The sequence below is a fragment of the Selenomonas sp. CM52 genome (assembly GCF_000292955.1).
Classification (GTDB): domain Bacteria; phylum Bacillota; class Negativicutes; order Selenomonadales; family Selenomonadaceae; genus Selenomonas.
In genome coordinates this window covers 40958-60321 of the sequence record NZ_ALNM01000027.1, presented here as the reverse complement: position 1 = coordinate 60321, position 19364 = coordinate 40958, and the positions used below count along the sequence as shown (strand labels likewise).

Sequence of the window (19364 nt, the reverse complement as noted above, 5' to 3'; positions counted from 1 at the left end):
GGGAGCTATCTCTAGCTCTTTCACTCAATGTCAAGCCCTGGTAAGGTTCTTCGCGTTGCGTCGAATTAAACCACATACTCCACCGCTTGTGCGGGCCCCCGTCAATTCCTTTGAGTTTCAGTCTTGCGACCGTACTCCCCAGGCGGAATGCTTATTGCGTTAACTCCGGCACAGGAGGGGTCGATACCTCCTACACCTAGCATTCATCGTTTACGGCCAGGACTACCGGGGTATCTAATCCCGTTCGCTCCCCTGGCTTTCGAGCCTCAGCGTCAGTTACAGTCCAGAAAGCCGCCTTCGCCACTGGTGTTCCTCCCAATATCTACGCATTTCACCGCTACACTGGGAATTCCGCTTTCCTCTCCTGCACTCAAGGCATACAGTTTCCATCCCCTCACGGGGTTGAGCCCCGCACTTTTAAGATGGACTTATATGTCCGCCTGCGCTCCCTTTACGCCCAATAATTCCGGACAACGCTCGCCACCTACGTATTACCGCGGCTGCTGGCACGTAGTTAGCCGTGGCTTCCTCGCTCGGTACCGTCACCCAAACTCAATGTTTTCAAGCTCGGTTTTCGTCCCGTGCAACAGAGCTTTACGATCCGAAGACCTTCTTCACTCACGCGGCGTTGCTCCATCAGGCTTTCGCCCATTGTGGAAGATTCCCCACTGCTGCCTCCCGTAGGAGTCTGGGCCGTGTCTCAGTCCCAATGTGGCCGTTCATCCTCTCAGACCGGCTACTGATCGTCGCTTTGGTGGGCCGTTACCCCGCCAACTGGCTAATCAGACGCAGGCCCATCGACAGGTGATAGCATATTCAGAGGCCATCTTTCATCACCAGAGGATGCCCTCCGGTGACTTCATTCGGTATTAGCATTCCTTTCGGAATGTTGTCCCCATCCTGTCGGCAGGTTGCCTACGTGTTACTCACCCGTTTGCCACTCTCACCTTTACCGAAATAAAGGTTCCCGTTCGACTTGCATGTGTTAAGCACGCCGCCAGCGTTCGTCCTGAGCCAGGATCAAACTCTCCGAAAAAACTTGGTCTTTTTGCGCCATATTGCGTCACGGCTTCGCAACGTGTCCTCAGCGTACGCGAGTACGCTTCCGGGACGTTGCTTCGCCGTTCCTTGTCTGGCACAAAAATCCCTGCGTTTTTTCTCTGCATCCAACATGATTATGTTGGACGCGGAGAAACTTGCATTCAGTTTGCAGAGAGCCGTTGATTGGCTCTTTTTATCTTTGGATACGATTCTTTCGAACCGCATAAAGAAATTGTCGATTGCTTTTGTAGTTCACAATCGATGTTTCATCAAGATTTCTCTTGATGGACATCTGGCTTGAATCATATAGATGATTCATTTCTGCATTGTTTAGTTTTCAAGGAACACCACCGAATTACTTCGGTTCATTGCCGTTCCGAAGAATCGGCTTTGTCATTGTATCGCATGGAGTTCATCTTGTCAAGCGCTTTTTTCACTGCCCGTTCGCCAGAACGATCTTGCTAAGCGAAACTTTTGCACTCGCTTTGATTCCTCACTTGCCGCCTTACGGCGACTTGTACAATGATACAGGATTCCTTCCTGCTTGTCAACACCTTTTCGACTTTCTTTTAGAAAATCTTTTGTGCTGAAAATGGTGTCCTGGGAGGGACTCGAACCCCCGACCCTTTGATTCGTAGTCAAATACTCTGATCCAACTGAGCTACCAGGACATGTTATCTCCCCTGCATGAAGCATGGTGGGCCCACCAGGACTCGAACCTGGGACCGACCGGTTATGAGCCGGATGCTCTAACCAACTGAGCTATAGGCCCGGAGAAGCCATCCCTCAATTTGGGGAAAGAAATTCTCGCAACCTGCAAAAGCGTTGCGAGATCTCAAAAGCAAATGGAGCGGAAAACGAGGCTCGAACTCGCGACCCCCACCTTGGCAAGGTGGTGCTCTACCACTGAGCTACTTCCGCTTGATTTGCCCGCCGCACACGCACGCGCTGACTGACAGACTATATTCTAGCGGCTCTCGCCTCGTTTGTCAATACCCTTTCTGATGCTTTTCGCAACTCTCCCGCTCATTTCGCATCGAAAAGCGGCAGCGCCTCCAAGAAGATCAAATCCTTCCTCTCTGCCGCTTTGCCCTCCGCCAACACGCACGCTTCGCCGACGATCTTGCCGCCCGCCTTGCCTGCAAGCTCCGTCAGCGCCTTCATCGAGCCGCCCGTCGACACCACATCGTCGAGAAGCAGCACATTCTTCCCTGCAATGCGCGCCTTGTCCACACCGTCGAGGCAGAGCTTTTGCACGCCCTTCGTCGTAATGGAGCGATCCTCGACCCAAATGGCATCCTCCATGTACGCCTTGACCGACTTGCGCGCGACGACGTAGCGCTTCATGCCGAGACAGCGTGCGAGCTCCGCCGCGAGCGGTATCCCCTTCGTCTCTGCCGTCAGGAGAACTTCCGTCTCCTTCGGTACCTTCTCAGCCAAAGCCTTTGCACAGGCATCCGTAAGCTCGACGTCGCCGAGCATGATGAAGCCCGCGATCGCCAGCTCATCCGTCACGTTCAAGATCGGCAATTCCCTGCGGACGCCCGCCACTTCCAAAGTATGAAATCTCTGTGCCATCGTTCAAAAGCCCTCCGTCCTTCTCGTATCCCAGCGCAGGGAGCGCACATATCCCGCACTCTTCTGCATGCCTTCATTATAATGGAATTTTCTCGCAAGCGCAATTCCTTTCATTGCCCAAGCGATTCCCTCTATGATATAATAAGACCTGCTAAGACATAAACAATACAAAAGGAGCGTGGAATAATGCAGTTGAAAATTCCTTACAGCAAGGGCAAGATGACGATCGAGGTGCCGGACAAAAATTTCCTCGGCGTACTCGAATCGCACCCCGAGGGCAAGGAACAGCCGGGCACACAGGCGGAAATCGTCGAGCGCGCACTCGATAACGCGATCAGCAGTCCGAAGCTCGAAGAACTCGTCAAGGGAAAGAAGCGCATGGTCATCATCACGAGCGACCACACGCGTCCCGTGCCGAGCCGCGTGACGATGCCGATCCTCCTGCGCCGCATTCGCGAGGCGAATCCCGAGATCGACATCTCAATCCTCATCGCGACGGGCTTCCACCGCGCGACGACGCATGAAGAACTCGTCGACCGCTTCGGCGAGGACATCGTCAAGAACGAAAAGATCATCATCCACGATTCGCAGGACGACGCGGCGATGGCGGATCTCGGCCTCCTGCCGTCCGGCGGCAAGCTGCTCATCAACCGCGCGGCCATCGACACCGATCTGCTCATCGCCGAAGGTTTCATCGAGTCGCACTTCTTCGCAGGTTTCTCGGGCGGCCGCAAGGCGATCCTGCCCGGCATCGCTTCCGCCAAGACGGTCATGGCGAATCACTGCAGCAAATTTATCAAGAGTGACAAGGCGCGCACGGGCATCCTCGACGGCAACCCCATCCATCGCGACATGCTCCACGCGGCGAAGGAAGCGAAGCTCGCCTTCATTCTGAACGTCGTCATCAATGCGGAAAAGGAAGTCATCGCCGCCTTTGCCGGCGACAGCCAGGAAGCGCACGTCACGGGCTGCGACTACGTGCGCACACTCGCCGAAATCAAGCGCAACCCGTCTGACATCGTCGTATCGACGAACGGCGGCTACCCGCTCGACCAGAACATCTATCAGGCAGTCAAGGGCATGACGGCGGCCGAGGCGAACTGCAACGAGGGCGGTGTCATCATCATGGTCGCAGCCTGCAACGACGGTCACGGCGGCGAATCCTTCTATAAGACCTTGAAGGCCGCAAAGACGCCGCGCGAACTGCTCGATCAAATCGAAGCAACGCCGCAGGAAAATACGCTGCCCGACCAGTGGGAGATGCAGATCCTCGCGCGCATCCTCGACCGCTTCACCGTCATCATGGTCACGGATCTCTGCGATCCGCAGATGATTCGCGACATGCACATGGAGCACGCGCTGACCTTCGACGAGGCCTTGAAGCGCGCCTTCGAGATCAAAGGCAAGGACGCAAAAGTCACCGTCATCCCCGACGGCGTTTCCGTCATCGTGCGCTGAAAAGACACTTGGCAACAAAAAAGGCTGCTTGCGCAGCCTTTTTTGTTGCCTATTTTTCATTCAAGCGAAAAGATCGTTGAACGCCTCCGTCATCGTCGGGTGCGTGTAAACAGCATCCGCCAGCGTACCCGCCGTGATGCCCGCATCCATGGCGAGCTTTATGATATTGATCATTTCCTGCGACTCCGGGCAAAAGAGATGCGCCCCTAAGATCTTGTCCGTCTTTGCATCGATGACCGCCTTCAACAACCCCGCGGGCTTTCGCAGCACCTGCGCCTTCGGGATAGCGGCAACAGCAAGCTTGCGCACGGCGACCTCGAAGCCTGCGGCTCGCGCTTCCTCCTCCGTCATGCCCACGCGAGAAAGCGGCGGGTCAAGAAACACCGAATAAGGCACGGCGCCGCGGTTCTTCGTCGTGCGTTCGCCCTTGTCGAACAGCGTATCCTTGACGATGCGGAAATCATCGAGCGAGATGTACGTGAACTGCAAACTGCCCGCGACGTCGCCCATCGCCCATATATGCTCTGCCGTCGTCCGCAGTTTCTCATCGACCGCGACCGCACCGCGCTCCGAAAGCTTTACGCCTGCCTTTTCCAACTGCAAAGCGGCAAGCTCAGGCCGTCTGCCCGTCGCAACGAGAACGGCGTCCGCGGCGAGCCGACGCTCACTTCCAGCCGCCTCGACCGTGAGCACAGCACCGCCGTCCTCATCCTTGACACCGAGCACCTTCGCGCTCTTCATGATCGATATGCCGCGCTCTTCAAGCACTTTCTCCACGCAAGCAGCGATTTCCTTGTCCTCACGCGGAATGAATTCCGCCGTATCCTGCACGACCGTGACGTCAGAACCGAAATTTGCATAGTAGGATGCAAACTCCAAACCGATGTAGCCGCCGCCAATGATGACAAGCTTTTCAGGCAGCTTGTCAAGCTCCATCATTCCCTCGCTCGTATAGACATGCGCACTCTCCTTAAGCCCCGGAATCGGCGGCACGAAGGGCGCCGCGCCCGTATTGATGAAGATGCGCCCGGCGCGCACGATTCTTTCTCCCGTCTCCGTCACAATGCGCACCGTATGCGCATCGAGGAAGGAAGCCTCTCCGTCGATGACCTCCGCTCCCGCCGCCGTGACCTTCTCGTAATTCTTCTGGCGGAGCATCGCCGTCAGACGCCGCTTTTCAGCGATTGCCGCCCGATAGCGCGCCGCCCTCGCCGCAAAGTCGCCGCCCGCCGCAGCAGAAAGCCGCGCACTGTACTCAAGTGACTTCGACGGGATGCAGGCGACATTGATGCAAGTGCCGCCGTAGCGTTCCTTCGAACGTTCGACAAGCGCGACAGACTCGCCGCGCTTTGCCAGAAGCCCTGCCAAAGTCTTGCCCGCCTTGCCGAAGCCAAGAATCAAATTCTGATATTCTCTCATTTCCTGCATAAAAAATCCTCCTTATTCATATATAAAAAATACGCATAAATGCGTAGCAAAACAGTACCATGCGCCTCATGACAAGAGAAAGAGAGCCGCGCTCTTCACCTCTCCCACACCCTCGTCTCGACCGCCCCCATACCGAGTGCCGTCTTGATGCCAATACCGACGAAAGGCGCGAAGGAAAACAACATTCCCAGAATCCGCCGCATGCCGTCCGTGCCAAAAAACCGCACGCGCATCGTGCCGCAAAAGCCACGAATCGTATGATCTTCGATAGAAAAAGGAACGGAACGAAGCGCGTATTTAGAAAGCTGACAGGCCAGCGCCATCCGCTCCGTCAAATCCTCATCATAGAGATAAATTTCCTTGGCGAAGCGATTCCATCGCATCAAAAGGCTCTGGCAAATCAAGAAGAAATCCGGCAGCATCACATAGCGCCCCTCGCGCTTGAACGAAGTCGGCGTGCAAAAAGAAAGCTCCGCCCCCTTGGGCGCCGCCTCCTGCAAGAAGAACGTATCGGCAATCTCCTCAAAAGAGCTTTCCGCCAACAACCTCCGCTCTCCCAGACGAACCTCATACTCCTTCTGCCGCAGGAATATGCCATCTCCTTGTCGCAAGGCCTCCCCGATCGCCTCGCCGGCCTCTTCCTCCACGACGCCGATGCGCCAACGGGCGAAGCCGCCCTTCTTGTCCCACGAAACGCTCTGACTGTACGGGCGCATATCCTGTTCGTGCAGCCTCTCTACCAACTCCTTCGGCAGCCGCTCCATCAAAGCGCCGTGCAGCAACGAGCCGAAAGAGCTGACCGCACGCTCTTCCTCGGGCAGAAAGAGTACCGATTCGAAAAGACGTATCATCGATTGACCTCCTGCGAACGGCAAAGTCCCAGAATCCATGCCACTCCATGTGTCGTAATTCTTTCGCACAAATCCTCCACAGCCTCATCTCCCCTCTTTGTCGAAATCATAGGAACTATATTGGAAATATTCTGTTTCCAAAGAAAATTTCCTGCCCACCTCGTCCTGGAATCCTAGATTTTCCTGCAAATTCTAAAAAATAATGACATCCTCGATATGACGATCGCCCACACCCCATGAACGAACTGACGTATGATCGGCCAACAAATAGATGCGCAAAGAATCCGTCTCCAAATCAATCAAGCGGCTCGTTTCCTCGACGAGCCGCTCGTACTTTTTCTTGCTCAAAAATGCCTCAAAAGCAGACTTCTGCACACGAATCCCATAGCGCTCGACACACGTGACCATGCGGTTGCGGCGCTTGTTGTCCACGATGTCGTAGATTACAAGCACGATGTAACGGCGCTCGTCAGCAGCGACAAACTCCATCTCCTCGCATTCCAGACTCCTCAGGCACGAGTCGCCCCAAAGCGCGAAAATACACCTTCGCTGCAATCGCCTTGCGTCCCAGCGCGAGATAAAAGGACGAACCCTTGAGCAAGATCTGCTGCTCCTGCCGAAAGACATGCACATGGCGCGTCGATTCAAGACGACCGAAGAACGCCCCCGTGCGCGACAGCCATGTGACAGGGATGCCCAAGCGAAGAAGCTCCACCATTGCCTGTGAGGAAACCTGCACGCGATCGATCAGAGTCAGCCCCTCCAAGACCTCCTCGGGAATCTCCATGATGCACTCACGGTTGCGACCGATAACGAAATTCCCCCCGCGCTTCTGAACATAAGCTCCCTCTTCCGTGATATAGACAAAACTCATGCTCACACCTCCAAGAACTACCGTCCCCTTTCGGGGTTCATGTTCTGAAATTATATTATATAGTTTTTACCCCATATATGACTGGTCGGCGGAAGACGAGTTTCCGTCCCCTTTCGGGGTTCGTGTTCTGAAATGCTCGTGCTGCTCTTCATGTTCATGGCCGATCGCGTATCGTTTCCGTCCCCTTTCGGGGTTCGTGTTCTGAAATTGCGTATGAGATGGCGTTTCAGCGCATGGTCGACAAGTTTCCGTCCCCTTTCGGGGTTCGTGTTCTGAAATCCTCATCTTGCAATCCCTGATTTTACGCGGCTTCAAGATGCTGTTTGCGGCGCGGACTGTTTTTTTGTCTCTTTTCTGCGCCATTTCTTTGAAAAAATACGCTTCAAGCCTTGTCATTGTTGATGCGGCGCGGATTTCTCTTATAGTATAACATAAAGGAAGCAGAAGGACAATGATTTCTACTTCCTTTTCCCAGTATCAATATCGTTGCAAGAGTTGGGCGTTTTCCAAATCGTTGTTCAGCAGGCAGTAGTCAATCGCCGTATGCCCCGACTTGTCTTTCCGATAAGGATCCGCTCCTGCATCGAGAAGAATCTGTAGAAGCTCGTGCCTTGCCTCGGAAGATGTATAGGTGTGAGATACATACATCAACGGCGTCGTGCCATCGTTTGAACGATAGTTGACATCTATCCCTTGTTCGACAAGGTAGCGGCAGATTGCAATACCATCTCTCCCCAATGGCATGGACAAGAGCGCATTGCGCCGATCCATAGCATAGACGTCCTGAATGGAATTGATAGGCGCACCCCAGTTGTGCAGATATTCCATCAACGGAAGATTGCCGTTTGCTGCTGCTTGCACGAAATAAGAGTGAACGCGATATTCGCGCGTACTGGTGACATACCCGCGCACATCCGCGCCGCGTTCAAGAAGCATCTGCATGATTTCGCGCTTGTCGTTGTAGATTGCGCAGGACAAAGGCGTAGCGGTCTTGAAATTGTAGTAGGCGTTGATGTCAAGACCCTTGTCGAGCATACGCCCTACGGTATCGGCATCGCCTTTTTCAATCGCCACGAAGAGCATCCTCTCATCCGTCGTCGGCTCTCGCTCGATGATGCGATTGTTGATCTCCCCATGCCGAGTCTTCTCCTCCGGCTTTTTCTCTTGTCCTTCCTGCTTGCCGCCCTTGAGGATTGAGCCGAGGACATCGCCGATAATCTTGCCCCATTCGCTCGCTTCCGCTTTTGCTGGGTGGATGACAGCAGGGACACCTGTGAACAGGAAGGCCGCAGCCACGGTTGTGGCGACAAATTTCTTCACAGCATTCGCTCCTTCATTTCGTGGCGGCTTGGTCGCCGCGCATCACTGGTTCTATTCCAATTCCAAAGATGCCAAAAAGGCGCCGCTTTCGGTCGGAGCGTCACACCCGACATCTCTTTTGCCCATTGCCGAAGCATGCGGCGCGTGAGGACGCTTTTTTCACCTCAAAAGCAAGATGCCTTTTCTTGCTCAAGTATAGCAAGATTATTCTCACCTGTAAAGAGCACCACCACAGAGCCTCGTCCTCTTAGCAAAGCAAAACTGCCGCACGCGAATGCGTGCGGCAGTTCCATTCGTACAAGCTCAACCTACGATGACCAGGAAGCCCCCCCGCCAATAGAGGGCGGAGGTTCAACCTCGTTCCATTCGTACAGCTTAGCCGACGATGACCAGCGGATCGCCAGCCTTGACGCTCTGACCGGCGGCGACGTTGATCGCCTTGACCGTGCCGGCCTGCGTTGCAGCGATTTCGTTCTGCATCTTCATGGCTTCGAGAATCAAGAGGACATCGCCCGAGTTGACCTTCTGGCCCTCAGAAACGAGGACGTTGACGATCTTGCCCGGCATCGGGGCGTTGACGGAAGCTTCGCCGGCGCCAGCGGAAACAGCTGCCTTGGCAGGAGCGGCAGGAGCAGCCGGAGCAGCGGCCTTCGGAGCGGCGGGAGCGGCAGCCTTAGGAGCCGGAGCCGCGCCTGCGACCTTCTCTTCCTCGACCTCGACTTCGTAGCTCGTGCCATTGACCTTGATGTTGAACTTTTTCATTGTAAATTCCTCCAAGTCTTCAATTTGTTTTCGCTTACGTCTTTCTTAATGGATGCTCTGGCGACCCGCCATTGCCCATGCGTCGTTGCGCTTGATCTTGACGGCAACGACTTTATTGCCAACCATCATCTGGACGGCTGCAGCGATGACCGCAGCGACCTCAGGTTTGACGTCTTTTGCGTTTTGCATAAGTGAACCTCCCGATTACAACGGAATATTGCCGTGCTTCTTCGCCGGCCCGACTTCGCGCTTCGAGGCGAGAGCGTTCAATGCCGTGATGACATAGGGGCGCGTCTCCTTCGGCTCGATGACCATGTCGGCGTAGCCGCGCTCCGCCGCCTTGTACGGCGTAGCGAATTCCTCGACGTACTCCGCCGTCTTCTGATCCTTGTCGGGATCCTTGCGGAAGATGATGTTCGCAGCGCCCGCAGGGCCCATGACGGCGATTTCAGCCGAAGGCCATGCCATGACCTGGTCTGCGCCGAGTTCACGGCAGCACATGGCGATGTATGAACCGCCGTACGCCTTGCGCGTGATGACCGTGACCTTGGGCACCGTCGCCTCGCTGTAGGCGTAGAGCATCTTCGCACCGTGGCGGATGATGCCCGTGTGCTCCTGGCCGACGCCCGGCAGGAAGCCCGGAACATCGACGAGGTTGACGAGCGGGATGTTGAACGCATCGCAGAAGCGGATGAAGCGTGCCGCCTTGTCGGAAGCGTTGACGTCGAGGCAGCCTGCCATGACGTTCGGCTGGTTCGCGATGATGCCGACGGAGCGACCGTCGAAGCGTGCGAAACAGGTGATGATGTTCGTCGCGAAATACTGATGCACTTCGTAGAACTCGCCGTTGTCAACGATGCTGCGGATGACGTCCTTCATGTTGTACGGCGCGTTCGGGTTGTCGGGAATGACCGAGTTCAGGGACTCGTCCATGCGGGACGGGTCGTCGCCCGTCTCGACGATCGGTGCGTCGTCCATGTTGTTGCTCGGCAGGAAGGAGAGCAGGTAGCGGATCTGCTGGATGCAGTCATCCTCGTCCTCCGCCGCGAAATGCGCAACGCCCGAGACCGAGTTGTGCGTCATGGCGCCGCCCAAGGCTTCCGCCGTGACTTCTTCCGCCGTGACGGACTTGATGACGGCAGGACCCGTGATGAACATCTGGCTCGTGTTCTTGACCATGTAGATGAAATCCGTGATGGCCGGGCTGTAGACAGCGCCGCCCGCGCACGGTCCCATGATGACGGAGATCTGCGGTACGACGCCCGAAGCCGCCGTGTTGCGGTAGAAGATGCCCGCATAGCCCGAAAGCGCGTCAACGGCTTCCTGGATGCGTGCGCCGCCCGAGTCGTTGATGCCGATGCACGGAGCACCCATCTTCATCGAGAGATCCATGACCTTCCAGATCTTGTGCGCGTGCTTCTCGCCCAAGGAGCCGCCCTCGACCGTAAAGTCCTGCGCGAAAGCGTAAACAAGGCGGCCGTCGACCGTGCCGTAGCCCGTAACGACGCCCTCGCCCGGCAGTTCCTTCTTGTCCTGTCCGAAGTTCGTGCAGCGATGCTTCATGAACATGTCAAGCTCGACGAAGGTGTTCTCGTCAAAGAGCTTCTCGATGCGCTCGCGAGCCGTCATCTTGCCCTTTTCATGCTGCTTGTCGATGCGCTTCTGTCCGCCGCCCAGTTGGATATGTTCCTTCTTGGCGTGCATGAGGGCGATTTTTTCCTGAACTGTAGCCATACTCTTCCTCCTCTATGTCGAATCTTTCTCGTATATAGTACCTTATGAAAGTCCAGGCGGTCAAGCCCGACTCTTTCATTCCCGCTCATCCCAAGCGCACAGGCGCAGGCTATGCGGCAAGGGTTCAGCGGTCTTCGTGCTCACAGATTTCGAGGAGGACGCCGTGCGTGGCTTTCGGATGAATGAAGGCGATCTTCGCGCCGCCCGCACCGTAGCGCGGCTTCTCGTCGATCATCTTCACGCCCTTCGCCATGAGGTCGGCGATCGCGTTCTCGATGTTGTCTACGCGAAGAGCGATGTGCTGGATGCCGCCTCTGCCGCCGTTCTTCTCGATAAACTTCGCAATCGGGCTCGTCGGCTCCGTCGCCGCGAGAAGCTCGATCTCCGAGCCGTTCGGCGTCGGGTTGAAGCTCGTCTCGACCTTCTGCTCGGCAACAACTTCCTTGCCCGTGCACGGGATGCCCAGCTGCTCCGTCCAGAACTTGCCAACCTCGTCGAGATCGTTGACAGCAATACCGATGTGGTCTACACCCATAACTTTGAACATGTGGATTACCTCCTAATATAGAAAGATCTGCCGTCACTTGAGCATATTTTTCATGATGTCTTGCGTGACGGTGTAGGGATCTGTCCTGCCTTCCTTGATGTCGGCGACGAACGCGTCAAGCTTGCCCGAATCGACAACCTTGCTCTTGACGTACGAGCCGATATTGCTTTCGAGGATATCGATCATCTCGTCCTTCGTGCGCTTCGTGCGCCGCTCGGCGAGAATTCCCTTCTCCTCGATATAGGCGCGGTGCTTGTCGACGGATGCGACAAGTTCCTTGACGCCGATCTGTTGGTTTGCTATGACCTTGTCGATGGGCGGACGCCAATCTTTCATCACGCCGTCCAAATCGAGCATCATGTTGATCTCGCGCACGAGCTTGTCCGCGCCGTCGAGATCTGCCTTATTGATGGCGAACACGTCGCCGATCTCCAAGACGCCCGCCTTGATGGCCTGGATGTCATCGCCCATGCCGGGAATCAATACGACCATCGTCGTATCGGCTGCCCGAACGATGTCGACCTCGGATTGCCCGACGCCGACGGTCTCGACAAAGATAACGTCCTTGCCAAAAGCGTCCATCGCCTTGACGGCGTCCGCCGTCTTGTGCGAAAGGCCGCCCAAGCTGCCGCGTGTCCCCATGCTGCGGATGAATACGCCTTCGTCCATCGCCAGACTCGCCATGCGGATGCGGTCGCCCAGGATGGCGCCGCCCGAAAACGGGCTGGTCGGGTCGATGGCGATGACGCCGACGGTCTTGCCCTGCTTGCGGTATTCGTTCGCGAGCTTGTCCGTCAGCGTGCTCTTGCCGGCGCCCGGAGGCCCCGTGATGCCGAGCACATAGGCGTGACCCGTATGCGGGTAGAGCGCCTTCATGATGTCGATGGCATTTTCCGCCTCGTTCTCGATCGCCGTGATGGCTCTCGAAAGCGCGAGGCGATTTCCTTGCAGGAGTTCCTTGGCTATGTCCATGGAATGCACCACCTATGCCATTGTTCCGGAAAATCTCGAAAAACACAGAATTGCCCGTTGTTTCCCGAAATTTCGCGCATGATACGGATAAAAGCAAGGCTGGCGGCAGACGAGCTGCTGCCAGCCCCATATCGAACTCTTACTTCTTCACATGCTCGTTGATGAAATCGACGATGTCGCCCGTCGGCGTGCCCGGCGTGAAGACGGCGGCAATGCCCGCTTCTTTGAGTGCGGGGATGTCCGTCTCAGGAATGACGCCGCCGCCAATGATCAGCGTGTCCTTCATTCCCTTGCTGCGCACAAGCTCGACAACCTTGGGGAAGAGATGCGGATGAGCGCCCGAGAGGATGCTCATCGCGATGACATCGACGTCTTCCTGCAGAGCTGCTTCCGTAATCTGCTCCGGAGTCTGGCGAAGACCTGTGTAAATGACCTCGAATCCTGCATCACGAAGAGCACGCGCGACGACTTTCGCGCCGCGATCATGGCCGTCCAAGCCCGGTTTTGCTACCAATACCCTGATTTTTGCCATTTGAAATTACCTCCAAGTTCAAGTAGAGAAAGGAATGCAGGGTGCGGCCGCCCGAAAAACGGACGGCTTCCCCAAAAGCCCTGCGGATTACAGGGACGTATGAGCCTCGTATTCGCCGAAGACGCTGCGCATGACGCCGCAGATTTCACCGAGCGTCGCATACGTCTTGACAGCCGTGAGGATGTGCGGCATGAGGTTTTCCTTCTCATCCTCGCACGCCTTCTTGAGGGCTTCGAGCGCGGACTTCACAGCTGCGTTGTCGCGCTTCGCCTTGACCTCGGCGAGCTTCTTCTTCTGCTTCTCGCCGACGGAGGCGTCGACCTTCAGGAGGTCCTTCGGCGGCTCCTCGTTTTCCTTCTGATACTTGTTGACGCCGACGATGATGCGAGCGCCGGACTCGACATCCATCTGCCAGGCGTAAGCACTGTCCTGGATTTCCTTCTGGATGTAGCCCTTCTCGATGGCAGCGACAGCGCCGCCCATCTCGTCGATCTTCTTGATGTACTCCATCGCTTCCTTCTCGATCCGGTTCGTCATGGCCTCTACATAGTAGGAGCCTGCCAGCGGATCGATGACGTCAGCGAGGCCGCTCTCATGCGCAACGATGTGCTGCGTGTGCAGAGCGATGGAGACGGACTCTTCCGTCGGAAGCGCGAGCGCTTCGTCGCGGGAGTTCGTATGGAGGGACTGCGTGCCGCCCATGACGGCTGCCGCCGTCTGCAGCGCGACGCGGACGATGTTGTTGTCCGGCTGCTGCGCCGTGAGCATGGAGCCTGCAGTCTGGGTATGGAAGCGGAGTTTCATGGACTTGTCCTTCTTCGCGCCGAAGCGGTCGCGCATGATCTTCGCCCAGATGCGACGGGATGCACGATACTTCGCGACTTCTTCGAGCACGTTGTTGTGCGCGTTCCAGAAGAAGGAGAGACGGCCCGCGAAATCGTCGACGTTGAGTCCCGCCTCGATGGCGGCATTGACGTAGGCGATGCCGTCGGAAATCGTGAACGCGATTTCCTGAGCAGCCGTGGAACCGGCTTCGCGGATATGGTAGCCCGAGATGGAAATCGTGTTCCACTTCGGTACGTTCTTCGAGCAGTAAGCGAAGATGTTGGTGATGAGGCGCATGGACGGACGCGGCGGGAAGATGTAGGTGCCGCGAGCCGCATACTCCTTGAGGATATCGTTCTGAATCGTGCCCGTGAGTTTGTCTGCGGGCACACCCTGCTTCTCAGCAACAGCGATGTACATCGCAAGAAGCACGGAAGCCGGGGCGTTGATCGTCATGGACGTCGAGACCTTGCCGAGATCAATCTGGTCGAAGAGGGTCTCCATGTCAGCGAGCGAATCGATCGCCACGCCGACCTTGCCGACCTCGCCTTCGGAAATCGAATCGTCGGAGTCGTAGCCGATCTGCGTCGGCAGATCGAAGGCGCACGAGAGGCCCGACGCGCCTGTCGCGATCAACATGCGGTAGCGCTTGTTGGACTCTTCGGCCGTGGAGAAGCCGGCGTACATACGCATCGTCCAGAAGCGGCCGCGATACATCGTAGGCTGCACGCCACGCGTGTAGGGGAACTGGCCCGGAACGCCGAGATCCTCGACGTAGTTCTCGCCCTCGACGTCGAGCGGCGTGTAGAGACCCTGCTCGGGAACGTGCGGGCGAAGCGGGAATTTCGCGGTGGTCTTTTTCAGGTCAGCCTCGTACTTTTCCAACTCGGCCTGGATTTTCTCATTGCTCATATTGTTTTCCTCCTGTCAGGGAATGCAAAAAGGGGCGCATCCGCTCGTCTCCTGCGTGTCTTTGCCGCGGAAGTCCGAGCGGTCTATAGCCGCTTCCTTTTCCCCATTGATTTCCGATCCGTTCAAAAAATGTTTTCTGCGCCTTATTTCATGGATTTCGTTTCGATGAACTTCTCATGGAAGGAAAGCGCTTCCTTGATGATGTGCGGCGTATGTGCATGCTTGGTGGCCTCTACGGCTCTGTTGTAGTAGTCAAGCAGCACCGGCTTGTAGTCGGGATGCACGCAGTTGTTGATGATCTCCAAGGCGCGTGCCCTCGGTGCAAGGCCGCGCAGATCCGCGATGCCCTGCTCCGTGATGATGACGTCAACGTCGTGCTCCGTGTGATCGATATGCGAGCACATCGGAACGACGGACGAGATCGCGCCGTTCTTCGCAATGGAAGGCGTGTAGAAGATCGTCAGGAAGGCGTTTCTCGCGAAGTCGCCCGAGCCGCCGATGCCGTTCATCATCTTCGTGCCTGTAACGTGTGTGGAGTTCACGTTGCCGTAGATGTCGACTTCAAGAGCCGTGTTCATGGCGATGACGCCGAGGCGATGGACAACTTCCGGGCTGTTGGAGATTTCCTGCGGACGCAGCAGCAGGTACTTCTTGTACTTCGCGACGTCCTTGTAGAAGCGCTCCATGCCCGCCGGCGAGGGTGAAAATGCCGTGCCCGAGGCGAAGTTCAGCTTGTTTGCGTCGATGAGGTCGAGCATGCCGTCCTGGATGACCTCGGTGTAGACCGTGAGGTCTTCGAGGTCGGAGTCAACGAAGCCCGCCATGACGGCGTTCGCGACGTTGCCGACGCCCGACTGCAGCGGCAAGAGGTTCTTCGGCATGCGGCCCGCCTTGATCTCCGCGTTGAGGAATTCGAGCGTGAACTGCGACATCTTCTTCGAGTTCTCGTCGATCGGCGCGAGGTCACGCGTGTGATCCTTGATGTCGCACGGCACGATGTACTTGATCTTGTCCGGCGTGCACGGGATGAACGGCGTGCCAACGCGGTCATCTGCCTTCACGATGGGAATCGGCAGACGATTCGGCGGGTCGAGCGGCACGTAGACGTCATGCATGCCCTCAAGCTCCAGCGGCTGCGTCGTGTTGACCTCGACGATGACGACATCGGCCTGCTGCACATAAGAGGCAGCGTTGCCGAGCGAAGTCGACGGAATGATGTTGCCCTCTTCTGTGATGGCGACGGCTTCGACGATGGCGATGTCGAGCTTGCCGAGGTAGCCGACGCGTGCGAGCTGTGCGGACTCACTCAGATGGAGGTCGAGATAGTCGACGGAGCCATTGTTGATCTCGCCCCTAAGAATGGCGTCCGTCTGGTACGGCAAGCGCCTCTTGATGCCGTGGACGGCGGCAAGCGTGTCGTCAAGCTCCGGGCCAGTCGAAGCGCCCGTCCAGATGTCAACGGTGAAGGGCTCCTTCTTCATGCGCTCGGCCAGGGCAAGCGGAATTGCCTTCGGATAAGCGGAAGCGGTGAAGCCGCTCATGCCGATGCTCATGCCCGGCTTAATGAAGGCCGCCACTTCCTCCGCGCTCACGATCTTCGCCTGCAGGTCTTTGTTGCGTACGCGATCCGAGATGTCAATCATTCAATACATCCTCCCTCACAAGGCCGTCCGGCCCGTGTAATCTAAGGAAACCGCCGCTTCTCCCGGGAAAGCAGGAAGAGCCGGGCTTCCAGTGATGAACTGCCGCCGCAGCCGAACTCACCCTCCTCTTCCGTTTCCGCATGATAGCTTCTCGCTATCGCGCGAAAATGGGATAACTGAGGCTTATCGTACTACTATGCGACAATTATATCCTAAGCTAAAGAATACCACTTCGACGCTTTAGCGTCAAGTCAATTTTCGGACTCTTCGCCGCTATTTTTAGGCGATTCGCCGCCCTCTTTCGCCCTCTGGCGAAGCTCTCGAAGCTTCTGCCGCTTCCTCGCCGCCAGTTCGTCCATGACGATGGCCTCGTCCTCCTCGTTGCCCGCGAACTCCGTGACGGCGGCGAGCGCCGCGAGAAGCCACAGGAGCATCGACGACGGGATGTTGAAGAGCACGTCGTCCGTGAGGCCGTTCAGCGCGATGGAGAAGAAGGCGAGGCTGATCCCCAGCATCAGCCCTTGGCGGAAGCCCTCGCTGTCGTGCACCTTCGAGAAGAATGCCAGCCCCATCGTGCCGAAGAAGAACCACAGGAAGGATACGGCGCCGACGACGCCGATCTCCGCCGCGTAGTTCAGATACATGTTGTGCGCGTGGACGATGAGCACGTCCGCGCCCTGCAGGTAGAAGTCGTATTCGGGGTAGACCATCCAGTAGGCACCCCAGCCGATGCCGAAGAACGGATGGTCGCCGATCATAGCGAGCGTGCTTTCCCACAGCGCAAGGCGCATTTCCGACGAGGTGTCGACGCGCGTGAAGACCGACGTCACGCGGTCGAGAAGCGCGGGGTCGAGGAGGAAGAGCGCGCCTGCGACGATGCCGACCGCAAGCAGCACGCGCCCGTCGCGGAACATACCGTAGAGGATGAAGATCAGGGCGACGACGAGGAACGCCATGCGTGCATACGTCATCGCGAGGCACGCTGCCAGGAGCACGAGCGCCGCACCGAGCGCGATGCGCCGTCGTTGATCGCGCATCTTCACGAAAAAGGCGAAGGCGAAGCACATGGCGACGTCGAGATAGCCCGCGAGAATGTTGGGGTTCTCCCACGTTGAGAAGACGCGCTTCTTGAGCTCGGGGAAGGCATCACCGTCGACCCACTTCATCGTGCTCGTGTCGATGCCGAAGGCGAACTGGTAGAAGCCGTAGAGCACGACGAGCACGCACGAGAGACCGAGCGCGTAGACGATCTTGCGGATGTCCTGCGACGCCTGGACGTTCTGCCCGATCAGAAGATACGTCAGAAGGTAGACGCCGACGAGGTTATAATAGTTGTAGAAGCTGAAGCCGCGGTCGGGCGAGACGAAGATGGAAACCGCGCCCAAAAGCGCGAAGAGCGCGGCAGGCACGTCGTAGGGCAGGCGGCGGAAGCGACGGCACTCCTTGTCGACGACGAGGCGCGCGAGCCAGAAGATGACGCCGAGGAGCAGAGCCGCCGTCGCCAGGGGCGGCGAGAGCGCAATGAGGAAGGCTTCGAGCAAGATGGCATAGTAGATGCCGCCCGCAAGATAATCCGACAGGCTGTCCTTAGCCGTCATGGTGCGCCCCCCTCTCCAAAAGCAGACGCCGCAAGTTCCCTATGAGATATAAGGAGCCTGCCGCGCAGAGGATGCGCCGTCCGTCTGCTCGGTCGAGCGCACGCGAGAGCGCCGCGTCCGCCGCCGGGACGACTTCGACCTCCTGCGTGATTTCCCGCGCGACGCGGGCAAGGTTCTCGGGGTCGCCCGCGCGCGCCGAATCCGGCAGCGTGATGACGACGCGATCGTCCGCGCGCACGAACGTCCGAAGCATCGCGCGGTAGTCCTTGTCCTCCAAGATGCCGAGGAGCAGCACGCGCTTCTCGTCCGCGAATGCCGCGTCAAGACTCTCCTTGAGAGCCGCCGCCCCCGCCGGGTTGTGCGCGCCGTCAACGACGATGCGCACGCCTTCGAGCGCGAAGCGCTCGAAGCGCCCCGGCCAGGCGACGGACTTCAAGGCGCGGGCGATTGTCTCGTGCGTGACGGCGCGATGCTTCTCGGCGAGGAGCATCGCCGTCCGAATGGCGAGCGCGGCGTTCTGCCGCTGGTATGCGCCGCCAAGCGCGAGCGCGTAGTGCGCTGCGCCGCCGTCCTTCGACGAGAAGTCGATTCCCTCAGCACCTGCGGCCGCGCGGAAATCTTCGCCATAGGCGAAGATTTCGCTTTCCTCCGCCGCGGCCTTTCGGCGCACGACATCGAGCGTCATGCCCTCCGCCGCCGTGACGACGGGCACGCCCGGCTTGATGATGCCCGCCTTGTGATGCGCGACACCTTCGAGCGTGCCGCCGCAGCGGTCGGCATGCTCCATGGCGACGTTCGTGATGACGGCGACCTCGGGCATGATGACGTTCGTCGAGTCGAGAAGCCCGCCCAGGCCGACCTCGATGACGGCATAGTCGACGTGCTTTTCGGCGAAATAATAGAACGCCGCCGCCGTCAGCACCTCGAACTCGGTCGGCTGCTCCAGCCCCTCGGCGAGCATCGCCTCCGCCGCCTCTTTTGCAGCCGAGATCGCCGCCGCGAAGTCTGCCTCGCTAGCCTGCTCGCCGTCGATGACGAAGCGCTCCGTGTAGGAAGTGAGATGCGGCGAGGTGTAGAGTCCCGTCCTAAAGCCCGATTCCGTCAAAATCGCCGCCGTCATGGCGCTGACTGAGCCCTTGCCATTCGTGCCTGTGACATGGACGGTTCTGTATCGCCTTTCGGGGTGGCCGAGCAGCTCCGTAAGCCGCTCGATGCGCGAAAGGCCGAGCTTCGAGCCGAAGACGTTGAGACTTTCGAGGTAAGAAAGACTTTCCTTGTAGTCCATTTCC

At 57.6% G+C, this 19364-nt stretch carries 17 protein-coding genes, 3 tRNA genes, 1 rRNA gene and 1 CRISPR repeat array; of the genes, 1 reads left to right on the top strand and 20 read right to left on the bottom strand.

Annotation, left to right across the window (positions count from 1 at the left end):
• The 5 genes from HMPREF1153_RS06650 to HMPREF1153_RS06630 form a co-directional block, all read right to left on the bottom strand.
• Positions 1–1036 (bottom strand): 16S ribosomal RNA (locus HMPREF1153_RS06650); the annotation flags it as partial.
• 598 nt (positions 1037–1634) lie between these two features.
• Positions 1635–1712: transfer RNA gene (locus HMPREF1153_RS06645), tRNA-Arg, on the bottom strand.
• A gap of 24 nt (positions 1713–1736) precedes the next feature.
• Positions 1737–1813, bottom strand: a tRNA-Ile gene (locus tag HMPREF1153_RS06640).
• A 74-nt stretch (positions 1814–1887) separates the two neighbouring features.
• A tRNA-Gly gene (locus HMPREF1153_RS06635) sits at positions 1888–1962 on the bottom strand.
• A gap of 105 nt (positions 1963–2067) precedes the next feature.
• Complete coding sequence (locus HMPREF1153_RS06630) at positions 2068–2619, bottom strand: phosphoribosyltransferase family protein (protein ID WP_009646140.1); 552 nt, start codon at positions 2617–2619, stop codon at positions 2068–2070.
• Positions 2620–2805: 186 nt separating this feature from the next.
• On the opposite strand from HMPREF1153_RS06630, the gene larA reads away from it, so the two are divergent.
• Positions 2806–4077 carry a nickel-dependent lactate racemase gene (gene larA, locus HMPREF1153_RS06625; protein WP_009646148.1) on the top strand — a complete coding sequence of 424 codons (1272 nt, stop codon included), beginning with the start codon at positions 2806–2808 and terminating at the stop codon, positions 4075–4077.
• Between the two features lie 60 nt (positions 4078–4137).
• Here larA and HMPREF1153_RS06620 read toward each other — a convergent pair whose 3' ends face one another.
• From HMPREF1153_RS06620 to HMPREF1153_RS06550, 15 genes are all read right to left on the bottom strand, one after another.
• Positions 4138–5505: an FAD-dependent oxidoreductase gene (locus HMPREF1153_RS06620; RefSeq protein WP_009646118.1), complete on the bottom strand. Its 1368-nt coding sequence runs from the start codon at positions 5503–5505 to the stop codon at positions 4138–4140.
• A 95-nt stretch (positions 5506–5600) separates the two neighbouring features.
• Entirely contained in the window at positions 5601–6356 is a 756-nt protein-coding gene (cas6, locus tag HMPREF1153_RS06615) for a CRISPR-associated endoribonuclease Cas6 (protein ID WP_009646133.1), read from the bottom strand.
• A gap of 192 nt (positions 6357–6548) precedes the next feature.
• A complete protein-coding gene (cas2, locus tag HMPREF1153_RS06610) occupies positions 6549–6845 on the bottom strand; it encodes a CRISPR-associated endonuclease Cas2 (RefSeq protein WP_009646154.1) in 297 nt (98 codons plus the stop codon).
• Positions 6826–7230 carry a CRISPR-associated endonuclease Cas1 gene (locus HMPREF1153_RS06605; RefSeq protein ID WP_009646124.1) on the bottom strand — a complete coding sequence of 135 codons (405 nt, stop codon included), beginning with the start codon at positions 7228–7230 and terminating at the stop codon, positions 6826–6828. Before HMPREF1153_RS06605 ends, cas2 begins: the two co-directional genes overlap by 20 nt.
• 15 nt (positions 7231–7245) lie before the next feature.
• A CRISPR array of direct repeats spans positions 7246–7509; the repeat unit is 35 nt; unit sequence GTTTCCGTCCCCTTTCGGGGTTCGTGTTCTGAAAT.
• A 198-nt stretch (positions 7510–7707) separates the two neighbouring features.
• Positions 7708–8550 (bottom strand): ankyrin repeat domain-containing protein, encoded by an 843-nt coding sequence (locus tag HMPREF1153_RS06600; protein ID WP_009646135.1) that lies wholly within the window; start codon positions 8548–8550, stop codon positions 7708–7710.
• Positions 8551–8925: 375 nt separating this feature from the next.
• On the bottom strand, positions 8926–9312 hold the full coding sequence (locus HMPREF1153_RS06595) for a biotin/lipoyl-containing protein (protein WP_009646137.1): 387 nt from the start codon (positions 9310–9312) through the stop codon (positions 8926–8928).
• A 45-nt stretch (positions 9313–9357) separates the two neighbouring features.
• Positions 9358–9501, bottom strand: a complete 144-nt coding sequence (locus tag HMPREF1153_RS12920) for a hypothetical protein (RefSeq protein ID WP_006193510.1) — start codon at positions 9499–9501, stop codon at positions 9358–9360.
• A gap of 15 nt (positions 9502–9516) precedes the next feature.
• Positions 9517–11046: a methylmalonyl-CoA decarboxylase subunit alpha gene (locus HMPREF1153_RS06585; protein ID WP_009646169.1), complete on the bottom strand. Its 1530-nt coding sequence runs from the start codon at positions 11044–11046 to the stop codon at positions 9517–9519.
• Between the two features lie 124 nt (positions 11047–11170).
• Complete coding sequence (gene mce / locus HMPREF1153_RS06580; RefSeq protein ID WP_009646173.1) at positions 11171–11593, bottom strand: methylmalonyl-CoA epimerase; 423 nt, start codon at positions 11591–11593, stop codon at positions 11171–11173.
• 33 nt (positions 11594–11626) lie between these two features.
• A complete protein-coding gene (meaB, locus tag HMPREF1153_RS06575) occupies positions 11627–12565 on the bottom strand; it encodes a methylmalonyl Co-A mutase-associated GTPase MeaB (RefSeq protein WP_009646130.1) in 939 nt (312 codons plus the stop codon).
• Positions 12566–12704: 139 nt separating this feature from the next.
• The gene (locus tag HMPREF1153_RS06570) at positions 12705–13097 is read right to left on the bottom strand and encodes a cobalamin B12-binding domain-containing protein (protein WP_009646128.1); all 393 of its coding nucleotides are present in this window, start codon (positions 13095–13097) and stop codon (positions 12705–12707) included.
• A gap of 87 nt (positions 13098–13184) precedes the next feature.
• Positions 13185–14834, bottom strand: a complete 1650-nt coding sequence (locus tag HMPREF1153_RS06565) for an acyl-CoA mutase large subunit family protein (RefSeq protein ID WP_009646138.1) — start codon at positions 14832–14834, stop codon at positions 13185–13187.
• 143 nt (positions 14835–14977) lie between these two features.
• Positions 14978–16477, bottom strand: coding sequence for an acetyl-CoA hydrolase/transferase family protein (locus HMPREF1153_RS06560; protein WP_009646151.1), 1500 nt, complete (start codon positions 16475–16477; stop codon positions 14978–14980).
• A 251-nt stretch (positions 16478–16728) separates the two neighbouring features.
• Entirely contained in the window at positions 16729–18075 is a 1347-nt protein-coding gene (locus HMPREF1153_RS06555; protein WP_009646119.1) for an O-antigen ligase family protein, read from the bottom strand.
• On the bottom strand, positions 18065–19360 hold the full coding sequence (locus HMPREF1153_RS06550; protein WP_009646143.1) for a bifunctional folylpolyglutamate synthase/dihydrofolate synthase: 1296 nt from the start codon (positions 19358–19360) through the stop codon (positions 18065–18067). Before HMPREF1153_RS06550 ends, HMPREF1153_RS06555 begins: the two co-directional genes overlap by 11 nt.
• Positions 19361–19364: the final 4 nt, after the last annotated feature.

Coding starts and splice junctions, on each gene's coding strand:
- HMPREF1153_RS06630 (WP_009646140.1), bottom strand. CDS start 2,619: ATGGCACAGAGATTTCATACTTTGGAAGTGGCGGGCGTCCGCAGGGAA.
- cas2 (WP_009646154.1), bottom strand. CDS start 6,845: ATGGAGTTTGTCGCTGCTGACGAGCGCCGTTACATCGTGCTTGTAATC.
- meaB (WP_009646130.1), bottom strand. CDS start 12,565: ATGGACATAGCCAAGGAACTCCTGCAAGGAAATCGCCTCGCGCTTTCG.
- HMPREF1153_RS12920 (WP_006193510.1), bottom strand. CDS start 9,501: ATGCAAAACGCAAAAGACGTCAAACCTGAGGTCGCTGCGGTCATCGCT.
- HMPREF1153_RS06560 (WP_009646151.1), bottom strand. CDS start 16,477: ATGATTGACATCTCGGATCGCGTACGCAACAAAGACCTGCAGGCGAAG.
- larA (WP_009646148.1), top strand. CDS start 2,806: ATGCAGTTGAAAATTCCTTACAGCAAGGGCAAGATGACGATCGAGGTG.
- HMPREF1153_RS06605 (WP_009646124.1), bottom strand. CDS start 7,230: ATGAGTTTTGTCTATATCACGGAAGAGGGAGCTTATGTTCAGAAGCGC.
- HMPREF1153_RS06595 (WP_009646137.1), bottom strand. CDS start 9,312: ATGAAAAAGTTCAACATCAAGGTCAATGGCACGAGCTACGAAGTCGAG.
- HMPREF1153_RS06585 (WP_009646169.1), bottom strand. CDS start 11,046: ATGGCTACAGTTCAGGAAAAAATCGCCCTCATGCACGCCAAGAAGGAA.
- HMPREF1153_RS06570 (WP_009646128.1), bottom strand. CDS start 13,097: ATGGCAAAAATCAGGGTATTGGTAGCAAAACCGGGCTTGGACGGCCAT.
- HMPREF1153_RS06550 (WP_009646143.1), bottom strand. CDS start 19,360: ATGGACTACAAGGAAAGTCTTTCTTACCTCGAAAGTCTCAACGTCTTC.
- cas6 (WP_009646133.1), bottom strand. CDS start 6,356: ATGATACGTCTTTTCGAATCGGTACTCTTTCTGCCCGAGGAAGAGCGT.
- HMPREF1153_RS06565 (WP_009646138.1), bottom strand. CDS start 14,834: ATGAGCAATGAGAAAATCCAGGCCGAGTTGGAAAAGTACGAGGCTGAC.
- HMPREF1153_RS06555 (WP_009646119.1), bottom strand. CDS start 18,075: ATGACGGCTAAGGACAGCCTGTCGGATTATCTTGCGGGCGGCATCTAC.
- HMPREF1153_RS06620 (WP_009646118.1), bottom strand. CDS start 5,505: ATGCAGGAAATGAGAGAATATCAGAATTTGATTCTTGGCTTCGGCAAG.
- mce (WP_009646173.1), bottom strand. CDS start 11,593: ATGTTCAAAGTTATGGGTGTAGACCACATCGGTATTGCTGTCAACGAT.